The sequence below is a fragment of the Desulfoluna spongiiphila genome (assembly GCF_900101345.1).
GTDB lineage: Bacteria > Desulfobacterota > Desulfobacteria > Desulfobacterales > Desulfolunaceae > Desulfoluna > Desulfoluna spongiiphila.
Genome location: NZ_FMUX01000001.1, coordinates 620,357 through 640,392 on the forward strand (window position 1 = coordinate 620,357; position 20,036 = coordinate 640,392).

The 20,036-nt window shown below is 59.7% G+C and carries 19 protein-coding genes; 13 read left to right on the top strand and 6 right to left on the bottom strand.

The features are described 5' to 3' along the window. The first annotated feature begins 65 nt into the window (after positions 1–65). The 6 genes from ybgF (at position 66) to BLQ12_RS02690 (ending at position 4,549) form a co-directional block, all read left to right on the top strand. Positions 66–836, top strand: coding sequence for a tol-pal system protein YbgF (gene ybgF / locus BLQ12_RS02665; RefSeq protein ID WP_175469452.1), 771 nt, complete (start codon positions 66–68; stop codon positions 834–836). A 70-nt stretch (positions 837–906) separates the two neighbouring features. Further along, positions 907–1,395 (top strand): crossover junction endodeoxyribonuclease RuvC, encoded by a 489-nt coding sequence (locus tag BLQ12_RS02670; RefSeq protein WP_092207927.1) that lies wholly within the window; start codon positions 907–909, stop codon positions 1,393–1,395. Positions 1,396–1,412: 17 nt separating this feature from the next. Beyond that, on the top strand, positions 1,413–2,030 hold the full coding sequence (ruvA, locus tag BLQ12_RS02675) for a Holliday junction branch migration protein RuvA (RefSeq protein WP_092207929.1): 618 nt from the start codon (positions 1,413–1,415) through the stop codon (positions 2,028–2,030). A gap of 181 nt (positions 2,031–2,211) precedes the next feature. Continuing rightward, positions 2,212–3,267: a Holliday junction branch migration DNA helicase RuvB gene (ruvB, locus tag BLQ12_RS02680; RefSeq protein ID WP_092207931.1), complete on the top strand. Its 1,056-nt coding sequence runs from the start codon at positions 2,212–2,214 to the stop codon at positions 3,265–3,267. Between the two features lie 66 nt (positions 3,268–3,333). Continuing rightward, the gene (locus BLQ12_RS02685) at positions 3,334–4,122 is read left to right on the top strand and encodes a hypothetical protein (RefSeq protein WP_092207933.1); all 789 of its coding nucleotides are present in this window, start codon (positions 3,334–3,336) and stop codon (positions 4,120–4,122) included. A gap of 40 nt (positions 4,123–4,162) precedes the next feature. Further along, positions 4,163–4,549, top strand: coding sequence for a bactofilin family protein (locus BLQ12_RS02690; RefSeq protein ID WP_175469453.1), 387 nt, complete (start codon positions 4,163–4,165; stop codon positions 4,547–4,549). 22 nt (positions 4,550–4,571) lie between these two features. On the opposite strand, the gene cyaB is transcribed toward BLQ12_RS02690, so the two are convergent. Beyond that, on the bottom strand, positions 4,572–5,183 hold the full coding sequence (gene cyaB / locus BLQ12_RS02695) for a class IV adenylate cyclase (RefSeq protein WP_139163805.1): 612 nt from the start codon (positions 5,181–5,183) through the stop codon (positions 4,572–4,574). A gap of 166 nt (positions 5,184–5,349) precedes the next feature. Here cyaB and rplM point away from each other — a divergent pair, with 166 nt between their 5' ends. From rplM to BLQ12_RS02710, 3 genes are all read left to right on the top strand, one after another. Beyond that, entirely contained in the window at positions 5,350–5,784 is a 435-nt protein-coding gene (gene rplM / locus BLQ12_RS27640; RefSeq protein ID WP_217640220.1) for a 50S ribosomal protein L13, read from the top strand. Positions 5,785–5,823: 39 nt separating this feature from the next. Further along, the gene (gene rpsI, locus BLQ12_RS02705; protein WP_092207939.1) at positions 5,824–6,219 is read left to right on the top strand and encodes a 30S ribosomal protein S9; all 396 of its coding nucleotides are present in this window, start codon (positions 5,824–5,826) and stop codon (positions 6,217–6,219) included. Between the two features lie 162 nt (positions 6,220–6,381). Continuing rightward, positions 6,382–7,626: a GGDEF domain-containing protein gene (locus tag BLQ12_RS02710; protein WP_092207941.1), complete on the top strand. Its 1,245-nt coding sequence runs from the start codon at positions 6,382–6,384 to the stop codon at positions 7,624–7,626. Here the strand turns inward: BLQ12_RS02710 and rlmN are convergent. Further along, on the bottom strand, positions 7,611–8,660 hold the full coding sequence (gene rlmN / locus BLQ12_RS02715; protein WP_092207943.1) for a 23S rRNA (adenine(2503)-C(2))-methyltransferase RlmN: 1,050 nt from the start codon (positions 8,658–8,660) through the stop codon (positions 7,611–7,613). The two genes, BLQ12_RS02710 and rlmN, sit on opposite strands and share 16 nt — an antisense overlap. Positions 8,661–9,118: 458 nt before the next feature. Between rlmN and BLQ12_RS02720 the strand changes: the two genes are divergently transcribed. Both BLQ12_RS02720 and BLQ12_RS02725 read left to right on the top strand, forming a co-directional pair. Next, a complete protein-coding gene (locus BLQ12_RS02720) occupies positions 9,119–10,231 on the top strand; it encodes a sensor histidine kinase (RefSeq protein WP_092207945.1) in 1,113 nt (370 codons plus the stop codon). 7 nt (positions 10,232–10,238) lie between these two features. Further along, on the top strand, positions 10,239–13,298 hold the full coding sequence (locus BLQ12_RS02725; RefSeq protein WP_092207947.1) for a cache domain-containing protein: 3,060 nt from the start codon (positions 10,239–10,241) through the stop codon (positions 13,296–13,298). Between the two features lie 63 nt (positions 13,299–13,361). Here the strand turns inward: BLQ12_RS02725 and BLQ12_RS02730 are convergent, their stop codons facing one another. Then, entirely contained in the window at positions 13,362–13,637 is a 276-nt protein-coding gene (locus BLQ12_RS02730) for a hypothetical protein (RefSeq protein ID WP_092207949.1), read from the bottom strand. Positions 13,638–13,689: 52 nt separating this feature from the next. Beyond that, entirely contained in the window at positions 13,690–14,019 is a 330-nt protein-coding gene (locus BLQ12_RS02735; RefSeq protein WP_092207951.1) for a hypothetical protein, read from the bottom strand. 156 nt (positions 14,020–14,175) lie between these two features. Between BLQ12_RS02735 and BLQ12_RS02740 the strand changes: the two genes are divergently transcribed. Then, positions 14,176–15,315, top strand: a complete 1,140-nt coding sequence (locus BLQ12_RS02740; protein WP_254781955.1) for an MFS transporter — start codon at positions 14,176–14,178, stop codon at positions 15,313–15,315. 131 nt (positions 15,316–15,446) lie between these two features. Here the strand turns inward: BLQ12_RS02740 and BLQ12_RS02745 are convergent, their stop codons facing one another. Together BLQ12_RS02745 and BLQ12_RS02750 are read right to left on the bottom strand one after the other, a co-directional pair. Further along, positions 15,447–17,060, bottom strand: a complete 1,614-nt coding sequence (locus tag BLQ12_RS02745) for a PilT/PilU family type 4a pilus ATPase (RefSeq protein ID WP_092207955.1) — start codon at positions 17,058–17,060, stop codon at positions 15,447–15,449. Between the two features lie 217 nt (positions 17,061–17,277). Further along, positions 17,278–17,667, bottom strand: a complete 390-nt coding sequence (locus BLQ12_RS02750; protein ID WP_092207957.1) for a hypothetical protein — start codon at positions 17,665–17,667, stop codon at positions 17,278–17,280. A 525-nt stretch (positions 17,668–18,192) separates the two neighbouring features. On the opposite strand from BLQ12_RS02750, the gene BLQ12_RS02755 reads away from it, so the two are divergent. After that, positions 18,193–19,911, top strand: a complete 1,719-nt coding sequence (locus BLQ12_RS02755) for a Na+/H+ antiporter NhaC family protein (RefSeq protein WP_092207959.1) — start codon at positions 18,193–18,195, stop codon at positions 19,909–19,911. Positions 19,912–20,036 lie beyond the last annotated feature (125 nt).

The window sequence follows — 20,036 nt, forward strand, 5'->3', positions numbered from 1 at the left end:
ACGGACGCCCTTCGGTCTTTTGTGTTTTAAAGCCCAACCACGACTGCATCAGGAGTACCCCTGCTATGAAGCTCAAGGTCGTCGCCTGCCTGCTGGCGGGTCTCTCTCTCTCCGGCTGTGCCCTCCAGAAGGATTACGTTGCCATGAACGGGCGCATCACCCTGCTCGAAGAGGAGCTGCGCCAGAGCCAATCCGTCTCCAAGGGCATGGAAGAGTCGGTAACCAGCAAAAACGTACGACTGGCGAACAAACTCGAAAAACTTGACGAGGAGCTGCGCGTCATCCGCGGCGACATGGAAGCGGCCCTCCACCACAGCAGCCAGGTCTCCACCCAGAGTGCCGACTCAGAAGCCGCCCTGGCCGCCATGCAGGCGGGCATCGATGCCCTGGCAGCCAAAATCGCACGCCTCGAAACCTTCACCGGCTACGAACCCTCCAGCGACAAGCCCCGGCAGCAGACCGAAGGCGCCACGGCCGAGAACACGTACCTTGAGGCAAAAAAGGCCTTTGACGCAGGGGACATGGACACCGCCAAAAAAGGGTTTGCCACCGTGGTGGAGACCCACAAGACCTCCGACAGCGCGGACAACGCCCAGTTCTGGATCGGTGAAATCTATTACAGGGAGAAATGGTTCCAGAAGGCCATCCTCGAGTACCAGAAGGTGATTGAAAATTACCCCGACGGCAACAAGGTCCCGGCGGCTTTCTTAAAGCAGGGCCTGGCCTTTGAAGCATTGGGGGAGACCGAAAACGCCCACCTGATCCTGGGCGAGCTCCTTCGAAAGTACCCCGACACCGCAGAAGCCTCCATTGCCCGAAAAAAGCTGGAGCAATAGGCTGGGGCACTTCCCGCTCTTTTTCCCGCCCCGCCCCGAAGGCGGGGCATCGTCACAAGGCATCTAAAGCATGGTCACTGTCATGGGGATCGACCCCGGCCTGGCTGAAACGGGCATCGGCGTGGTCAGCGGCGCAGCCCTTACCGTCTCCGACTACTCCTTCGGCCACATCCGCACCACAAAGGACATGAGCACCGCAGCGCGGCTTCACCTGATCCACGGCCGGATCAGCGAAGCCATCGCCATAAAAAAACCTGATGTCATGGTGGTGGAAGACGTCTTCTCCTTAGAGCGTTACCCCAAGTCCGGCATCCTTTTAGGCAAGGTGGTGGGGGTGGTCCTCCTTGCCGCCTGCACTGCGGGCATTCCGGTGACCGAGGTCCCGGTGCGAGAGGCAAAAAAAATCCTTTCCGGCAACGGCAACGCCAGCAAAGCCCAGCTGGAGCGATCCGTCCGGGACTTTTTGAAACACCCGGAAACGATCCGCCCCGACCACGCATCCGATGCCCTGGCCCTGGCCATGATCGGCCTTTTCCGACACAACCGGCTCCGCGCCTGATGAGGTAACAACTGTCTATGATCGGCTACCTGCAAGGACGACTCCTGAAAAAAGAGGACGAAAAGATCCTCCTTCTCGTGGGAGGCGTCGGTTACAACATCCTCCTTCCCGCCTCGGTGATGGCCTCCATCACCGCCAGCGAGCCCGGAGACGAGCTCTCCTTTTCCATCTATTACCACCAGACCGAGCGCCAGCCCAAACCCACCCTCATCGGGTTCCACACCGAAGAGGAGAAAGAGTTCTTCCAGCTCTTCATCTCCGTGGAGGACATCGGCCCCATGAAGGCGGTGAAGGCCATGGGCCTTCCCATCGAGGAGATCTCCGCAGCCATTGAAGGCAGCGACCTGAAGAGCCTCATGAAGCTCCCCGGCATCGGCAAGCGTACGGCCCAGAAGATCATCGCCACCCTGGAGGGCAAAACCGCCCGATTCGCCCTGGAGGCTGTCTCCCCAACCGGGACCCCTGCGCCCCCCCAGGCCGCCTTCGTGGACCAGGTCATCGATGTCCTCACCCACCAGCTGGGCCACAAGAGCAGCGATGCCCGGGCCCTGGTGGCCGATGCCATGGCCAGAAACGCCGCCGTGGACAGCCCCGAAGCCCTCCTGGACGAAGTCTACCGGGCCCCCAAGGGGTAGGCTCCCCGGACTTCGGCTCACCACCGGAGGCGCCACGCTTCCCGGTTGATTCCACACCCGGAAAAATGTATCATCGCGTGTGTCGGCTGTATCATGATTGTTTCCCTTTACCCGAAGATGTGCCGGCATGGGGCCTTTGCGCCATGCCGCGGTCATCTCAATGAGGAGTTTCCCCCACGCGATGAGCGATGACCTCTTCTCCTTTTCGTCTTCAAGTCCGTCTTCAAGCACCACCCCCCTTGTCTCCGGCAAGCCCATGGCCCCCGAGGAGGAAGAGAGCGTCTTCTCCCTGAGGCCTGGCTCTTTTTCCGACTACGTGGGGCAGCGGGAAACCGTCGAGACCCTTCAGATCGCCATCGAAGCGGCAAAAAAACGCGAAGAACCCATCGAGCACGTGCTCTTCCACGGGCCTCCGGGCCTCGGAAAGACCACCCTGGCCCATATCATCGCCAACGAGATGGGGGGAGAGCTCACCATCACCTCGGGCCCGGCCCTTGAAAAGGGGGGGGACCTCGTGGGCCTTCTCACCAACCTCCAGCAGGGGGACATCCTCTTCATCGATGAGATCCACCGCATCCCCAAAGCCGTGGAAGAGTTCCTCTACCCGGCCATGGAAGATTTTTCCATCGACATCGTCTTTGACAAAGGGGTCCACGCCCGGAGCCACCGGTTCCGCCTCAACCGCTTTATCCTCATCGGTGCCACCACCCGCATCGGGCTTCTGTCTGCCCCTTTGAGGGACCGGTTCGGCATGTTCCGCACCCTGGACTTCTACGACACCGAGGACCTCATCCGCATTGCCAGGCGATCGGCCGCCCTGCTCAACACCCCCTTAACCCCCGAAGGCGCCCGCGCCCTGGCCTTAAGGTCCCGGGGCACCCCCCGTATTCTCAATCGCCTGCTAAAGAGAGTTCGGGATTATGCCGATGTAAGGGCAGACGGCGTTCTTACCGACGAGGTGGTGGAAAAAGCCCTGGCCCTTGAAGGGGTGGACTGCCTGGGCCTCACCAACCTCGACCGCGCCTTTTTAAAGACCATCATCGATTACTATCGCGGCGGGCCCGTGGGCATCGAGGCCATTGCCGCCACCCTTCAGGAAGAGACGGACACCCTTGTGGACGTGGTGGAACCGTATCTCCTGAAAATCGGATTTCTCGCCCGCACCTCCTCCGGGCGAAAGGTCTCCCAGGACGCCAGCAGGCACCTGGGGTATGCGGTTCAAGGCCGCCTGTTTTGACCGGAGACTCACGCGCATGGCCACCGGCCCCGCGACCCTGTAACGCCCGGGAGGGGAGACCGCCCCTTGCCCGGCCTGGTTTTCAAGGAGGATCTTTTGCCCTCGGACGACTACACCAAAGACCTGCAAGCGGAAGTGGCCCGATACGCCCTTCCCAACCCCTACCGCCACACGCGTCAGTGGCGCCTCCTTTTTATAAGCAGTGACGGACGCGTGGTGCATTCCGGCAACTACCGGCGAGTGGTCACCACCTTCCTGATCTTCATGGGCCTTCTCATGGTGGCCCTTGCTGTCGCCACCGGCCTCTGGCTCCACACCCGAAGCAGCCTGGCCGAAAGCATCCTGCGAGAGCAGGGCCTCAGCACAACCCTGGCCAGCCAGGCCGCCGACCAGGAGCTGCTCATGGCCCGTTTGGCCCTGGCAGAGAAAAACACCCCCAAAAAGGTCACCGCACCTGCAAAACCCAAGGCAACAGCCAAAGCCAGCAAACCCGCGCCTCCCCCAAAGCCGCCTTTCATCCGCGTGGACGCCATGGACGCCCAGAGAACCGAAGACGGCTCGTTCCTCAACATCGACTTCAAGATCGCCAACGACACCCCGGGAAGAAAACGCATCAAAGGCACCCTCTTTCTGGTGACCGGCACGGAAAAAAACCGGCGCTGCCTCCCGCCGGTGCTCCTGAAAGAGGGCATCCCGTCGGACCCCTCCCGCGGGGAAGGGTTCCAGATGCGCAATTTTACAAACCACATCTTCAGGCTCCGCACCGATGCCGGCAAGCTGCCCTTCAAGGAGGTTATTCTCTACGGTTTTGACCAGGGCGGTGCCCTTCGCTATAAGAAAAAATTCACACTCTAACCACCCGGCCCGTCGGGTACGATATGGAAACATTCACACCATGAACCCATCGAAACATCTTTCCGTTATCGACAAAAGTCTCACCTTTACCGGGAACATTTCCGGCAAGGGCCAGCTCGTGATCAAAGGGGTGGTCAACGGCACCATCCAGGCGGACAGCCTCATCATCGCCGAAGAGGGGACAGCCCAGTGCGACGTCACCGTCAGCTCCATCACCGTGGGCGGTACCTATGAGGGGACCCTGAAGGCGGAGAAAGAACTCATTGTGCTTAAAGGGGGATGCTGCTCCGGCACCGTGACCTGCGGAGACCTCATCGTGGAAGCCGGCGGGGTGGTCAATGCCGCAGTGACCTGCACAAAAAAAGAGGGCGGAAAGGGCAAAGGGCAGCCGGCCCCGTCCGCCGAACCGGTCAAGTTGGTCAAATAGCCACCTGCCCGCCGGTTGCCCTTCAGCCGGCGGCCTCGAACCGCGACAGGACGCTGCCGAAATCGTCGGTGCGTCCAGAGAAGTTCTCAAAGGTCAGGTCGGAAAAGGGAAGCCCGAACTCAGTTTTCAGGGCCTCGAACAGGGCCAGGTAATTGGTGGCGATGCGTCCTTTCCGGGTGAGGCCGAGCAGCTGCGCCACCTCCTCGATGCGGCCCTTCTCCCCTTCTATCTCCATGAACTCACCGTAGGGGAGGGTATCGAGGCAGATCTCACAGCCCTTCAGGTGCAAGGTCTCCCGCCACTTTTCATAGGTCTGCACCGCCCCGAAGCCCAGGGCCCGCAGGATGCCGTCCATGGTGTCGAAATCACTCACCTCCACCTCCAGCTCGCGGTGGATTTTAAAGCCCTCTGCCCCGGTATCGGCGTGGGGTGTTTTGTGGGTGAGCCGGGTTTTTCCATCTTTTCTCAAGCGAAGCAGACAACCCGCTTGCCTGATGCCGCCATCTGCAGTATCATACCTGATGTTGGCCTCGAACACCCTCCCCGAGCTTATGGCTCCGGCCACAACCAGGCGATGCCTCACAGCGTCGGTATCGGCAAGGCGGTATTTTACTTCCACTTCGATATTTTTCATCTTTTTTGAAATCTCCTCTTTATTTTCCAAACTGATCTATGGTATCACGTCTCCGGCAAGCCTTTACCACGTGTGCCCAAAATTTAAGAAGCCACTTGACAAAAGTGGTGAATTCAATTATTTAATTTCAGTTATTTGTACGAAAACCGACCGGGAGTATACAACATTGAAAAAATATACCTATAGCGCAAAGAAATCGGACAATCCACAGAAATGGTTCGTCGTCGATGCCAAGGATCAGGTGCTTGGCCGACTCGCTTCCGTTGTCGCGGCACACATTCGTGGTAAGCATAACCCCATGTACACACCGCACGCAGATACCGGAGACTGGATCATTATCATCAACGCCGATAAGATCAAACTCACCGGTAACAAGCTTAAAAATAAGACTTATTACCGCCACAGCGGCTACGTGGGGGGTATCACATCCATCACTGCCGGCAAACTTCTTGAGAAGCGCCCCGAAGATCTGCTCCGTTTCGCCGTTAAGGGCATGCTGCCCAAAAACCGACTGGGTCGTGAGCTGAATAAGAAGCTTTTCGTGTACGCAGGGGAAGAACATCCTCATGCGGCCCAGAAGCCTGAGGCCCTCGAAGTCTAAGCAACCATCACAGCGAATCAAGAGATACTGAGGATATTCATGGAAAAAGAAAACGTATTCTACGCCACCGGCAAACGGAAAAACGGCATTGCCCGTACCTGGCTCACCCCGGGCAGCGGCAAAATCACTGTCAACTCAAAACCTGTTGAAGAGGCGTTCCCCAACCCCATGGCACGCCTTGTTCTCGCCTCTCCCCTGGCCCTCGTTGAGGCCCAGGAAGCCTATGACGTCAACGTCAAGGTTAAAGGCGGCGGCATCATGGGACAGGCAGGTGCCATCCGTCACGGCATCACCAAGGCCCTTCTCCTTGCCGACCCCGAGCTTCGCGATGTGCTGAAGCGCGCCGGGTTCATTACCCGTGACTCCAGGGTCAAAGAGCGTAAAAAATACGGTCAGAAAGGCGCTCGAGCACGCTTCCAGTTCTCCAAGCGCTAATCTCCGTACGATTTTTTTTTACAGGAAAAGGAGGCAGGTCCCTGCCTCCTTTTTTTGTATGCTTTTCGTTTCAGGTTGCCCCGGCACCCTGCCCTCTCCAGCAAGGCCTTCCCCACCCGGGTGCGATGACATGCTCACGGACGTAATGACCTTGAGGTGCCCATGGAAACGTTGCACAGCCTGCTCTCCCACGAAGAGGCCATCCGGCGTTGCCTTACCCGCCGTGTCGGATTCTCCGCCTTTCCCGCCCCCCTGGGAACCGATTTTCTCCATCAGCGAAACGACAAACGAAACCGCCATTACCTCCCGGCCTGCCTCATCGCCATCGTCATCTACAACCTCTTTTTCATCAGCGACCGCATCATGGTCCCCGACATTGCCGCCACGGCCTGGCGTGTCCGGTTCTATGTGGTGACACCGGCCATGGCTCTGGTCATGGGCCTGGTGACCATACGGCGGTTCCAGCGCCACACAGAGCTCTTCACCATGGTGCTGATGCTCCTGACCTCCTTCAGCATCATCTACCTGCTCACCCGGAGCCACCACCCCAACGTGGCCCACTACTACACCGGCATCATCCTCATCGCCATCTTCGGCAACATCGTGGCCGGCATCCGGTTTAAAACCGGCCTGGTCACCTCAGCGACCATTCTCTTTGCCTACGTCATCAGCCTGGACAACATGCCCGCCATGGGGCGTGAGGCCGGAATCAACAGTGCCCTGGTGCTTCTGGCGTCTCTGGTCATCAGCCTCTTCGGCTGCTACCAGCTCGAAAGCGAGGCCAGGCGGGAGTTCCTTCACGGCATGCTCCAGCGCATCAACGCCCGAAAGCTTGCCGAGACCAACCGAAAGCTCGCCGTCATCTCCATCACCGACGGCCTCACGGGCCTTTTCAACCGGAGGCATTTCGACGCCATCTACGATGCCCAGTGGCGCAGCGCCGCCCGCGTCGGTGCCCCCATCTCTCTTCTCTTCATCGACATCGATCACTTCAAGCTGTTCAACGACCACTACGGCCATCAGGCCGGGGACCAGTGCCTGGAGCGCGTGGCCGGGGTCATCGACTCCTGTGTCAACCGGGCCCACGACCTGGCGGCGCGGTACGGCGGAGAAGAGTTTGTGGTCCTTCTCCCCCACACCCCCCTGGACAAGGCCCTCATCGTTGCCGACCGCATTGCCCGCGGCACGAAAAAACTGGCCATTGCCCACGACGCATCCCCCACCCACGCCTTGCTCACCTTGAGCATCGGCGCTTCCTGCATGACGCCCCGGGACAACCGGCGCCCCGAACAGCTTCTCAAATGCGCGGACACCGCCCTGTATCGTGCCAAGGACTCAGGCCGAAACCGCATCGTGCCCCTGGCCGATGAAAAGGCCGGCGCCATCGTCCTTCACGGCAGCCTGTAGACTCGGCAGGCCTCTTCCCCCAGCTGACCGCAGGCTGCCAGAAGCCCCTCGCCCTGGGACCAGCGCCGCCGCACATGGAGCCCCCGGGCAACCAGCTGGTCATGGAAGGCGTTGACGTCGGCATCGCAAGGGGCTGTAAGCTCCGTCTCCCCCTTTGACGGGTTGAAGGGGATGAGGTTCAAGGTGGCGGTGAGCCCTGAAACAAAGCCCGCAAGCCTTTTTGCGTCCTCGGGCCGGTCATTGACGCCCCGGATCAGCACGTACTCCAGGAGCACGCCATCCCTCAAGCCCTTGTGCCCGGCCAGTGCGCCCAGGGTCTCCTTGAGAACGGCAAGGGGGTAGCGCCTGTTCACCGGCATGAGTGTGGAACGCACGGCATCGTCCGAGGCGTTGAGGGACAGGGCCAGGCGCACGCCCAGGTTTGCATCGGCAAGGCGCGTCATCTGGTCGGCCAGCCCCACCGTGGAGACGGTGATGCGTTTGGGGCCGATGGAAAACCCCCGGATGTCCGTCATCACCCCCACGGCCCGCACCACGTTTTCCAAATTGTCCAGGGGCTCTCCCATCCCCATGAACACCAGGTTCCGGATGGGGGCCTTTAACACAAACCGGGCATTCCAGAGCTGCCCCGTCATCTCAGCCACCGTCAGATTCCGGCGCAGGCCCATGCGGCCTGTCCGGCAGAACCGGCAGCCCATCCGGCATCCCACCTGGGTGGAAAGGCACAAGGTGGCATACCCCTTCATGGGGATCACAACGGACTCCACGGCCAGGCCGTCTGCGAGCCGATGCAGGACCTTCACCACCCCATCCTCACAGACCGTTTCCTCCACCACCGGAGGCGTAAAGCGCACCTCGCCGGCCAGGGCCGCAGCAAGGGCCGGGGCCTCCCGGAAGGCCTTTGAGTCGCCAAAGCACGGATTGCCATGCACCATCACCTCCCGGACCAGGGCCGAGGCATGAAAAGCGCCCTTTCCGTGATGCGTTTTCAGGTACCCCACCCACTCGTCATACGGGGTCTCCAATATCTCCATTTTGCTCTCTCCGTCCCATGATATATTTCAGTCATCCACAAAAAAGGGCTTTCGCCCCTGGGATGACTATCTTTTTCAGGCTCTGAATGTTTACTCTTACCCCATGTTACCCATACGGTAACGCAAGAATGAAAAGACTTATCCTAGTTGCATTTGACACGGTATATTGATACACTTTTTACTTCCTTGTCGCCCCATATCAACATCACTAAGGAAATGGCACAGAAAGTCATTCAGCTTGACAGGGAAGAGACCACCGAAGGATATTCCGGTACCTGAGGGACTCGGAAACCCACACCCCATACCATCCCACGTTTCGGCCGCTTTGGCGATGATATGTGGCACCGCTCAACGACCTTGGTGTATGTAAAAACACAGCCGAGGTCAACGTGAGCCATGGGTCATGTCCATGCCCCTTAAATACCGGCCAAGTCATAACCGGGCAGCAAGGAGATACGATGAGCCCCACGCCCTACCGAATGAACGTTCTGATTGTGGACGACATGCCCACCAACATCAAAATTCTCGGTGAAACCCTCAGAAAAGAGTATGACATCAGCTTTGCCCGGAGCGGCTCCAAAGCCCTTGAAATGGTCGACGACCATTGTCCCGACCTCATCCTTCTGGACATCATGATGCCCGGCATCGACGGATACGAAGTCCTCAGGCGCATCAAGAAAAGCCCGGACCACGCCCACATCCCCGTCATCTTCATCTCTGCCCGGGACGACGAAAAGGACGAAACCTTCGGCCTGGAGCTGGGCGCCGTGGACTACATCACCAAACCCTTCCGACCCGCAGTGGTCAAGGCCCGGGTACGCACCCACATGGAGCTCAAGATGCACCGGGACCGCCTCAACAGCCTCGTCCACGACCGCACCCGCCAGCTGATTCACTCGGATCGCCTCGCCACCCTGGGCACCTTGTCCGCGGCCATCGCCCATGAGGTCAAAAACCCCCTGCACTACGTGGTGGGCAACGCCGAAATGATCATGGACGACATCCTGGGCGGAAACATGGTCTCCATCCAGCAACGGGCCGTCAACATCGTCAAAGGGGCCCAGCGCATCAACGCCCTCACCGACCGGCTCAAGGGGTACTCCAAAAAGCGGGGCAAGTCCAATATCGAGACCCCCTTACGAGACATCATCGACGACGCCCTGGAGATGCTGCGCTACCGCCTTCTGAAATGCGGGGTTGAGATCAGAACCGCAGGGGTGGACAAAGAGCTCACCGTCTTCTGTGACCCCCACCAGATATCCCAGGTCTTTGTCAACCTCATCAACAACTCCACCGAGGTCCTCACCGACGGCACCGGGGTGATCGTCATCCGGGCCGGAAAAACAGAGGAATCCGCCTGGGTCACCCTATCGGACAACGGCCCCGGCATCCCCACGGATAAAATCGACACCATCTTCGAACCCTTTTTCACGGAAAAAGCCGACGACAAAGGGACGGGCCTGGGCCTTTTTATCACCCGGCACATCCTCTCCCGGCACGGACGGGAAATCCACCTGACGCGAAGCGATGCCTCGGGCTCCGAGTTCACCTTTACCCTGCCCCTGAAATAAGCGTTCCATGAAGACGCGCTGGACCATCTCGGAAACCTACTTCTCCTTTATGATGATCCTGATGACCTGCGCCCTGGCAGGCCTGGGCGGGCTCTGGGTTACCGTGGAGAACAACCGGATCCGGAGGGAATCCGACCAGGTCCGGGCCCACTTCATGGAGACCCGGAAAAAAACCCTCGTTGAGCTGACAAACCGCCTTGAGGCCACCCTGGACCGGGACATCGCCATGGCCGAGGGCATGTGCCGGCAGCAGCTCAAAGAGCGGGTCCTTGAAACCTCTTCGATCCTTCTGGCCATCCACTCAGAGAACCCTGTGGGCCTGCCCCTTGAGACCCGCCACGCCCTCATGCGAAACGCCCTGCGCAACGCCCGCTCCCAGAAAAACCAGCGGTTCTTCTTCGCCCTGAACGAAGACGGCGCCCTCATGTTCAACGCCATCCGGCCGGAGCTTGACGGGACCCCCTTTGCCCACCTTTCAGGCCAGCAGGAGTTCCCCATCGCCCGAAAGGCCGTGGAGATCGCCCTCTCCGAAGGGGAGGGGTACCTCACCTACCGTTACCCCAAACCCGGGCACGCCGACGGCCCGCTCTTTCTCAAGACCACCTACATCCGGCTCATCAAGCCCCTGGGCTGGATCGTGGGCACCGGCTACTACCATGACGAGTTTCACCACACCCTTCAAAAACAGCTCATCCGGGAGCTCTACAAGCCCGAGCCCCCAACCGCCGATCGCATCTTTATCTTTTCAGACACAGGGGTCCCCCTTGCCGGCCACGCCTGCGCGGCGCAGAATGCCGCTGCCTTAACCATCCGCCCCATGGACAAAAACGGGCGGTTCATCCGCTACGCCTCCCCGGAAGAAGGCACCGCGTACCTGGGCTACCTTCGCCCTTTTTCCAAGTGGGGATGGGTCATCGGGGCGTCGGCGGACACCAACGCCATGGACCTTGCTATCCGGCAGAAGCAGGAGGCGCTGGTGCATCGCATTCGCGAGCAGCTCCTTTATGTCCTGGTCATCCTCTGTGCTGCCATCGCCGTCACCGCATCGGTCTCCGGTATCTTCGCCAGGCACCTGGCCCGCTCCTTTGCCTTTTTCAGCACGTTTTTCAAAAAAGCGTCCCGGGATTTTACCACCATTGACCCGGACAAACTCTTCTTTTCCGAGTTCAAGCACCTGGCCGATGCCGCCAACCGCATGATCCTCAAGCGCAGGCTCGCCGAGACCGCCCTGCGGGAAAACGAAGAGAAATACCGCACCCTGGTGGACAACACCCTGCAGGGCGTGATGATTTTACAGGACCAGCGCATTGTCTTTACCAACGCGGCCTGCAGCACCCTCACCGGCCGTTCACCCGATGAGCTCATCGAAGCCACCGCCGAGGTCCTCTGGGGGTGGACCCACCCGGAAGACATCGACCCTGTCTGGGACTATTTCGACGCGGCCCTTCGAAACCCGGACAGTCCCCCCAGCACCTGGGCATACCGTATTCGCCACGGCAACGGGGCCACCGTCTGGATAGAGATCACCGTCAGCCACCTCCGGTACCTGGGGCGGTCCGCCGCCCTCTGCACCTTTTCGGACATCACCCAGAGAAAGGCCTCGGAGATCGAGCTCACCGACTACCGCGAGCGCCTGGAAGAGAAGGTGGCGGAAAAGACCCGGGAACTCACCGAAGCCAAAAACCTGGCGGAGACCGCCCTGGAGGCCAAAAGCCGGTTCCTTGCCAACATCAGCCACGAAATAAAAACCCCCATGAATGCCATCATGGGGGTTGCTGAACTGTTGGAAGCCGAAGGGCTCACCGAAAGGCAAAAGGACTACATCGGCATCATGACGCGCTCCTCCCATGCCCTCATGACCCTCATCGACGACATTTTGGATTTGTCACGGGCGGAGTCGGGAAAGATCACGGCGGAAGCCATCGACTTCAATTACATGGAGCTGCTGGAGGAGATCACCGACACCTTCACCCCCCAGGCGGAAAAAAAAGGGCTGGACCTCGTCATCGACCTGGACCCGGACCTGCCCCCCACCGTCACGGGGGACCCGCTGCGTATCCGCCAGATCCTTGTCAACCTCATGGCCAATGCCGTCAAGTTCACCCCGTCCGGGAGCGTCACCCTCTCCTGCCGGGTGATCCGCAAAGAGGCCGGGCTCATCACCCTGACCACCGGCGTCCGGGACACAGGCATCGGCATCGACTTCAAAAAACTGCCCCACGGAGACGCCCGCATCCTCTTTGAGCCCTTCAGCCAGGCGGACTGCTCCACCACGCGGGAGTACGGAGGCACCGGCCTCGGGCTGGCCATCTGCCAGAAAATCATCGCCCTTTTGGGGGGTGACCTCACCGTGCAGAGCAAACCGGGCCGCGGCAGCCTCTTCGCCTTTCAGCTCACCCTTCCCTGGAAAGCCCCCCCGCATCGTCCGTGCCTCACCCATTCCGAACGTGCGGTGCTTGTGGGGCCGCCCTGTGCCGATGAGGTAGGGCTCTGCCGAGCCCTTCAATGGTGGGGATTTCAGGTGGAACGCATCCCTTCAGGGGAGGAACCTCTCTCCTCCGAAAACCGGTGGGCGCTCTCCTTCTGGCTCCTCTCCAAAGCAGAGCTGCCCGCCTCCGGGGTCCCCCATATCCCGGCCTGGCCACGGGGGCTCACCCACACCTTTGTCATCTGCTCCGGGGCCCTTTTCGACGCCGCAGCCGAACTGTTTAAAGGCTGCCACCGGCTCTCCATCCTCAAAAAGCCGTTGAAGCCAAGCCACCTGACGCGTCGGCTCTTCGAGGTCCAGGGGACCCTTTCCCTTCTGGAGCCCTCCGTTTCGCCCTTGCAAGGCGGCCTTGAGACGCCCCCTTCGGCCTCCCCCACCACGCTCTCGCTCACCCTCATGGGCCTGCGTGACAAACTGTCCCGCAACAAATTCGATACGGACCAGGAAACGGACCTGCTCAAAGACCTTCTCCCGACCGAGGCCAAGGAGTTCCTGGAAGAGCTCACCTACAGCATCGAAAACTTCAACTACTACTCGGCCCTTGCCACCCTGGATAAGATCATCGCCTCCTGCCACTAATGCAACCCACGGCTTTCTATGCGCTGGCCTTCCCCTTCGCAGGCGCCGAGGGACACCGCCGCGTTATTCTTTTGCCAGGCCGCTTGCAAGGATAAAAAGAAGCCCCAGGCCGAAGCAGTAGATGTACAACGGGGCCCCTTGCATCCACTGGGCGGCGGATTGCACCCCGGAGCTGGAGAGGCCGTCGATCCACGCCAGCCGTTCCGGGGCCAGAAGGCTCTTCAGGCTGTAATCAAACCGATTCGGATCCCCCGGCATCAGCCCGGCCAGGGCTTTCATCACCAGCAAAAAGAGACCGGCCATCATTGAAATACTTCCAAACAGAAACCAGCGATTCATCGTATTCTCCTTTCAGTTCACGGGCCAGTGTCCTGCCATGCCCGGAAAAGGCCTACCACGGCAACTGAACCGGGTAGAGTTCATGGATCAGCTCCCGATAGGCCTCGGAACCCTGATAGTAAAACCGCGCCAGGGCCATCAGCCGCATCCCCGCAGCCACCACGTCATGGATCTTTTCATTGGACGAGGCCCCTTTTTTTTCAAGGACCTGGCGTTCCAGTGCCAGCCGTTTTTTAAGGGCAATCTTCAAAACGGAGTCGGGAAGCCGCGACCACACCGAGTAGTCCCGGTTGAAATCCTCCATGTCCTCCTTGAGAAGAAACTCCCCCAGGGCTTCCACCTGGGCAATTTCCTGGGGCTTAAACGGCAGCAATCGTCTCATCTCTCCTCCGTGGAGGGTCCGTCAACCGTCCGGTCCGACGAGAAAAGGTTGATCTTGCCCGGGCAGCTACCCTGTGACATACTTACCACTTTACCCATAGACAGTAACTGATATAAAGCCATGACCAAACTCACTCTCCCATCGTGGAATCGGCCCATGTACCGATTCCTTCTGCTACTGACCCTCGGTGCCACCTTCGGGCTGCAATCCTGGCGTATCCTCTTTGACAACTTCTCCGTGCAGGTCATCGGCCTTGACGGCAGCCATGTCGGCGCCATCCAGTCCATCCGCGAAATCCCGGGGTTCCTGGCCCTGCTGGTGGTGTATGTCACCCTCATCCTGAAAGAACACCGCATCGCATCCCTTTCCGTTGTGTTCCTGGGCATCGGTGTGTGCGCCACAGGATGGTTTCCCAGTTTCTGGGGCCTGGCCCTCACCACCCTGGCCATGAGTTTCGGGTTTCACTACTTTGAAACCGTCAACCAGTCCCTTACCCTTCAGTACTTTGACCGTGCCACAGCCCCCATTGTGCTGGGCAAGCTGCGGAGTTTCGGGGCCGCCACCGCCATTTTCGCCAGCGTCCTCTTCTTCTGCGCCGCCCCTTTCCTGAGCTTTCAGGGCATGTACGCCATCAGCGGCATCGCCATCTGCGCCGTGGGCATCTACAGCCTCCTGGGGGACCCCACCAGCGGCTCCGCCGTCCCCCAGCACAAAAAGGCGATCTTTCGAAAACGCTACTGGCTCTTCTATTTCCTCACCTTCATGGCCGGGGCGCGGCGGCAGATCTTCGTGGCCTTCTCCGTCTTTCTCATGGTCCAGCGCTTTCACTTCTCCGTGCAGGAGATCGCTGTCCTTTTTCTCTTCAACAACCTGGTGAACTATCTCATCAGCCCCCTCATCGGACGGGCCATCGTCCGCTTCGGGGAGCAGCGCCTCCTCTCCCTGGAGTACCTGAGCCTCATCTTCATCTTCATCGCTTACGCCTTTGCAGACTCCCGGGTCCTGGTGGCCGTGTTGTACATCCTCGACCACATCTTTTTTAACTTTGCCATGGCCATAAAAACCTTCTTCCAGAAAATGGCGGCCCCCCGGGATATCGCCCCGAGCATGGCGGCGGGTTTTACCATCAATCATATCGCAGCGGTGGTGCTGCCCTTCATCGGGGGCCTGCTCTGGGTGGTGGACTATCGCATTCCGTTCTTAGGGGGTGCCGTCATGGCCGGTGTGTCGCTTCTGGCCGTCCAGCAAATCCCCGCGGAGTTGAGACGGTGCGAGCCCGGCAGCGCAGCGGAGTAAACAGGGAAAAGTTGCGTCACAGGCAAAGAGCAAAAGGCAGGGAAACTGGCGGTCACGCCCTCAAGGCGTGACCGCCGATGGCTGTGGCAAGCCGATGCCATCGGCTCTTGCCACGTGTGTCGCGCGCGCCCTTACCCTTCCCTTGCCGCAAGGTACCCGTTCTGGATGGAGGCATTCTGCAGCGTCCCGATATTTTCCATATAGCGGGCGGCGTCTTCAAAGGTCACGGCTCCCCTGGAGTACAGGTCCGCCAGGGAAAAATCCAAGGGGACGAACTCGTCGGTGGCCGTCTGCATCTGGGTGCGGATCATGTGGGTCTTCTCTTCGCGGATCAGATTTTTCATGCGGTAGCTGTTGATGAACTTCTCCACGGCCAGCACAAGCCCCTTGCCGTCGCGCCTGGGGATCAGGCGCTGGGAGATCGTGCAGAGAAGGGAGGCCGCCAGCAGGCTGCGGATCAGGTTCTGCTGATGGGCGGGAAACATGTTGATCACCCGCTCGATGATCCCGGTGGAGTTGTCGGCGTGGACCGTGCTGATCACCAGGTGACCGGTATGGGCGGCCCGAAGGGCTATCTCAAAACTCTCCTTGTCCCGCATCTCGCCCACCACGATCACATCCGGGGACTGCCGGAAGATGCTTCTCAGCCCGTCGTGGAAGGTGTCGCAGTCCCGCCCCACCTCCCGCTGGTTGACGTTGCTCTTCTTGTGCTTGTGGAGATACTCCACCGGATCTTCCAGGCTGATGATGTTACAGCGGCGGTTGTCGTTGATGATATCCACCATCTTGGCCAGGGTGGTGGATTTCCCGTGACCGGCCGGACCGCACACCATGATCAGCCCCTGGGGCTTCAACGCAAAATCATGGATCCAGTCCGGAAGGCAGAGGGCTTCCATGCTGGGCAGCACCTCGGGCAGGGACCGAAACGCGATGGAAACCGTGTTGCGCTGCTTGTACAAGGCGATGCGGAACCGCCCCACCTCCTTGACGTTCAGGGCCATTTCAAAGTCGTTCTCGGTTTGAAACAGGCGCCACTGCTCATCGCTGAGCAGCTCCCGGGCATACTTTTCGCAATCCGCAGGGGACAGCACCCCCATGGGCATGCGTTTTAGCTGATTGCTTATCTTAAGGGACGGGGGCGCCCCCGCCGAGATAAACATATCGCTGGCCCCCTGCTTGACCATCTCCTCCAAAAGGCTCTTCAGCTTCGGCGCCTTTTCGATGCGCAGGCTCAAGGCCTCTGCCGTACGCCGGATCACCTCGCCGGAGATGCCGTCACCGTACCCCCCGGCAAGGGATTGAAGGGCCGCCTCCATCATGAAACTCGGGGTCACCACGGGCCTGATCTTCATCCCCAGGGAAAACCCCAGGTCATTGATGGTCATGAAATCCTGGGGTGCCACCATGGCAAGGACGAGTTCATGGCCTTCCAGGCGCACCGGAAGGACCCGCAAGGTGCGCATCTTCTCCTGGGGGATCATGTCGAGCACATGCTGGGAGATGTTGATGCTGAACAGGTTCACCGGCTTTACCTCAAAATGCTTGCCCAGGAACTTCAGCAGGTCATCCACGCCGATATACCCCATGTCGATGAGGATGGAGCCCAGCTGCCCTCCGTCGTGCATCTGGCGTTTCAAGGCCGTCTCCAGCTGCTCTTCGCTGATGTAGCCGTACTCCATCATCAATTCTCCCAGACGATGCTTCCGTCCCGGAATGCTCTTTGCGCCACTGCTCTCTTTTGCCATGGTGATGTCTCCTTCTGCTTGGGCAGCGCCCGGTGTCCGGGTCCTGATGGTGCCACAGACCAAAGCGAGATAAACCCCGCATGTGTTCGCACATTGCCTCAAGGGTTATAAGCTGACTTTCGCAACGTTTTAAGGAATTACATCTGTTGATAAGACATGAAACTGCAACGACATTTACCAGTCCGAGCCATCCCGGTTTTTCTTACATCTGGCCGGTTCAGGCGACGGGATTCTCATCATCTATGCTGTGGGTGATCTCGACCTCCACGGCCACCTCAACGTTCCCGCACCCTTCGGCGTCCCGGACGCGCATGGAGACGCACATCTCCCCCCCGCTGATTCCCGGCACCGTGGCGTAGTATTCCCCCCACTCCGGGCGACTCTCTTTCATGGCGTCGTTGCCGGAAAACCACGTGGAGATGGCCTTCAGCATGCCCCTGGGGACCCGTTTTCGATGGGTAAAATAGGTCATGGCCGGGATCCCGCTGTCGGGATTCCCCGGGTAATGTTTCTTCCGGTCCATGGAGATGAAAAAACCGGACATCTCCGGGGGAAGGGTCCTGATCGCCTGGGTGATACGTGCCTGCTGTGCCGGTGCGCCATCCATAGCTCAACACCTCCGTGTGGCCCTGTCCGGGCTGCTGGAGAAGGACTCTGGGAAAACCATACGGAAACATAACAAATTGAGGAAATTTTTGATGGGTGCAATTATACCCCATCGGCCCCCTCCTTTCAAGGCACACCACGCCCCGGGCCGCTGAATCGCCCGCATAAAACGCGGTGCCCGGGCCGAAGCGTCCGTCCTGTGCAAGGGACTTCGCGCCCCATCAACACGCTGTTATTCCCTGATTTTTACCAAACACGTTAGGGTCCATCCCTTCCAGGCCCTCATTTTTCCCTTGCTTTCCTACCTCATTCCTGCTTTTTCTCAATGACGGCAATCTCATGAAAAGTACTGACAACCTTTCATAAAAATTGGAATGCCGCGTTCTGAAACACCCCCCGACGGCATCACACGTGTGGCACGCCCCACTGCACGGCAGCCACACAGCCTGCAATACGTCTCCACCCGGTGGGACCTGTCCGCCGGGTTACCCTGCAACAAGTGCGTCACAGTTTAAGGAGGATACCCATGGCTCGCTCACGCAAAATGGCCTTTTTTACGGCCGTTTCGTTTCTAATCACCCTTGCAGTCCCTGCATTGCTCCTGGCCGCCGACCCTGTGGTGGCCAAGGCCAATGCGGATCATTTCAAGATACTCACGCTGATCCCGCCGGTGGTGGCCATCGTCCTGGCCTTTGTCACCCGCAACGTGGTCCTCTCCCTTTTTGCCGGTATCTTTTCCGGCACCTTCATGCTCTCCCTCAACGAGGGGGTGGTCTCCGCCTTTAAGGGCGGCTTCATCAAGCTGAACCATGAGGTCCTCGGGGCCCTTGCCGACCCCTGGAACGCAGGGATCGTCCTGCAGTGCCTTGCCATCGGCGGCCTCATCGCCCTGGTGTCCAAAATGGGCGGCGCCAAAGCCATCGCCGAGGCCCTGGCCAAAAAAGCCACCGGTGCCACCAGTGCCCAGATGTACGCCTGGTTCATGGGGCTGTTGATCTTCTTCGACGATTACGCCAACTCCCTGACCGTGGGCCCCATCATGCGACCGGTCACCGACCGCATGAAGATCTCCCGTGAAAAGCTTGCCTTCATCATCGACGGCACCGCCGCCCCCATTGCGGGCATTGCCCTCATCTCCACCTGGGTGGCCTATGAGATCGGCCTCATCAAAGACGGCTACGCAGGCCTCGGCATCGAAGCCAATGCCTACGGCATCTTTGTGGGGACCATTCCCTTTCGCTTTTACAACATCCTGATCCTCATCTTCATCGTGGCCACCGCCGTCATGCTCCGGGAATTCGGCCCCATGCTCACCGCCGAGAGGCGAGCCCGCACAACGGGTAAAGTCCTGGCCGACGGCGCAAAGCCCATGGCCGCCGCCGAATCCACAGGCCTTGAGCCCGACGAGTCTGTCTCCCTGAACATCTGGAACGCCATCATCCCCATCATGACCCTGATCATAGGGGCCTTTGTCGGCTTCTACTTTAACGGCCGGGGCGCCATCATGGGCGGGGACGACGCAGCCCTCATCCAGCTCCTCACCGACAGCCCCGCTTCCTTCACCGCCATCCGGGAAGCCTTCGGCGCGTCCGATGCCTCCATCGTGCTCTTTGAAGCGGCCCTTTTTGCCGGCATCGTGGCCATCGTCCTGGGTGTTTCCCAGCGGATCTACACCATCGAGGTGGCCGTGGACACCTGGGTCCAGGGTGTGAAATCCCTCGTCATCACCGGGGTCATTCTCCTTCTGGCCTGGTCCCTGAGCTCCGTGATCAAGCAGCTGGGCACGGCCATGTACCTGGTGTCGGTCCTCTCGGATTCCATTCCGCCCTTTACCCTGCCGGCCATCATCTTTGTGCTGGGGTCGTTCATCTCCTTTGCCACGGGGACCTCCTACGGCACCATGGGGATTCTCATGCCCCTGGCCATTCCCCTGGCCCATGCCATCAACCCGGAGAGCGGGTACATGCTCATGAACATCGGCGCGGTTCTCACCGGCGCCATCTTCGGGGATCACTGCTCCCCCATTTCAGACACCACCATCCTGTCCTCCATGGGCGCGGCCTGTGACCACATCGACCACACCCGGACCCAGCTGGTCTATGCCGTCACCGTGGCCCTGGTCACCGTGGTCTTCGGTTACATCCCAGCCGGTCTGGGCGTTCCCGTGTACATCATCCTGCCCGTGGCCGCGGCCGCCCTCATAGGCGTGCTCTTCTTCTTCGGCAAACCCGTCGAAGAGGCCTGATCCGTCCCCGCAAGGTGACCTTTGACGCCCCCGCCCCTGCGGCGGGGGCTGTCTCCCCTGTATTGATAAGACATCTCTGTTTCATTTCCTCTTTGTGAGACACAGCCCGCACCGGCCCGGCACCT

Excerpts from the sequence above, each read along its gene's own strand:
- BLQ12_RS02720 (WP_092207945.1), top strand. The coding sequence starts at position 9,119 with ATGAGCCCCACGCCCTACCGAATGAACGTTCTGATTGTGGACGACATG.
- cyaB (WP_139163805.1), bottom strand. The coding sequence starts at position 5,183 with ATGAAAAATATCGAAGTGGAAGTAAAATACCGCCTTGCCGATACCGAC.
- BLQ12_RS02690 (WP_175469453.1), top strand. The coding sequence starts at position 4,163 with ATGAACCCATCGAAACATCTTTCCGTTATCGACAAAAGTCTCACCTTT.
- rpsI (WP_092207939.1), top strand. The coding sequence starts at position 5,824 with ATGGAAAAAGAAAACGTATTCTACGCCACCGGCAAACGGAAAAACGGC.
- BLQ12_RS02745 (WP_092207955.1), bottom strand. The coding sequence starts at position 17,060 with ATGGCAAAAGAGAGCAGTGGCGCAAAGAGCATTCCGGGACGGAAGCAT.
- BLQ12_RS02750 (WP_092207957.1), bottom strand. The coding sequence starts at position 17,667 with ATGGATGGCGCACCGGCACAGCAGGCACGTATCACCCAGGCGATCAGG.
- ybgF (WP_175469452.1), top strand. The coding sequence starts at position 66 with ATGAAGCTCAAGGTCGTCGCCTGCCTGCTGGCGGGTCTCTCTCTCTCC.
- ruvA (WP_092207929.1), top strand. The coding sequence starts at position 1,413 with ATGATCGGCTACCTGCAAGGACGACTCCTGAAAAAAGAGGACGAAAAG.
- ruvB (WP_092207931.1), top strand. The coding sequence starts at position 2,212 with ATGAGCGATGACCTCTTCTCCTTTTCGTCTTCAAGTCCGTCTTCAAGC.
- BLQ12_RS02740 (WP_254781955.1), top strand. The coding sequence starts at position 14,176 with ATGTACCGATTCCTTCTGCTACTGACCCTCGGTGCCACCTTCGGGCTG.
- BLQ12_RS02710 (WP_092207941.1), top strand. The coding sequence starts at position 6,382 with ATGGAAACGTTGCACAGCCTGCTCTCCCACGAAGAGGCCATCCGGCGT.
- BLQ12_RS02670 (WP_092207927.1), top strand. The coding sequence starts at position 907 with ATGGTCACTGTCATGGGGATCGACCCCGGCCTGGCTGAAACGGGCATC.
- rlmN (WP_092207943.1), bottom strand. The coding sequence starts at position 8,660 with ATGGAGATATTGGAGACCCCGTATGACGAGTGGGTGGGGTACCTGAAA.
- BLQ12_RS02725 (WP_092207947.1), top strand. The coding sequence starts at position 10,239 with ATGAAGACGCGCTGGACCATCTCGGAAACCTACTTCTCCTTTATGATG.
- BLQ12_RS02755 (WP_092207959.1), top strand. The coding sequence starts at position 18,193 with ATGGCTCGCTCACGCAAAATGGCCTTTTTTACGGCCGTTTCGTTTCTA.
- BLQ12_RS02730 (WP_092207949.1), bottom strand. The coding sequence starts at position 13,637 with ATGAATCGCTGGTTTCTGTTTGGAAGTATTTCAATGATGGCCGGTCTC.
- BLQ12_RS02735 (WP_092207951.1), bottom strand. The coding sequence starts at position 14,019 with ATGAGACGATTGCTGCCGTTTAAGCCCCAGGAAATTGCCCAGGTGGAA.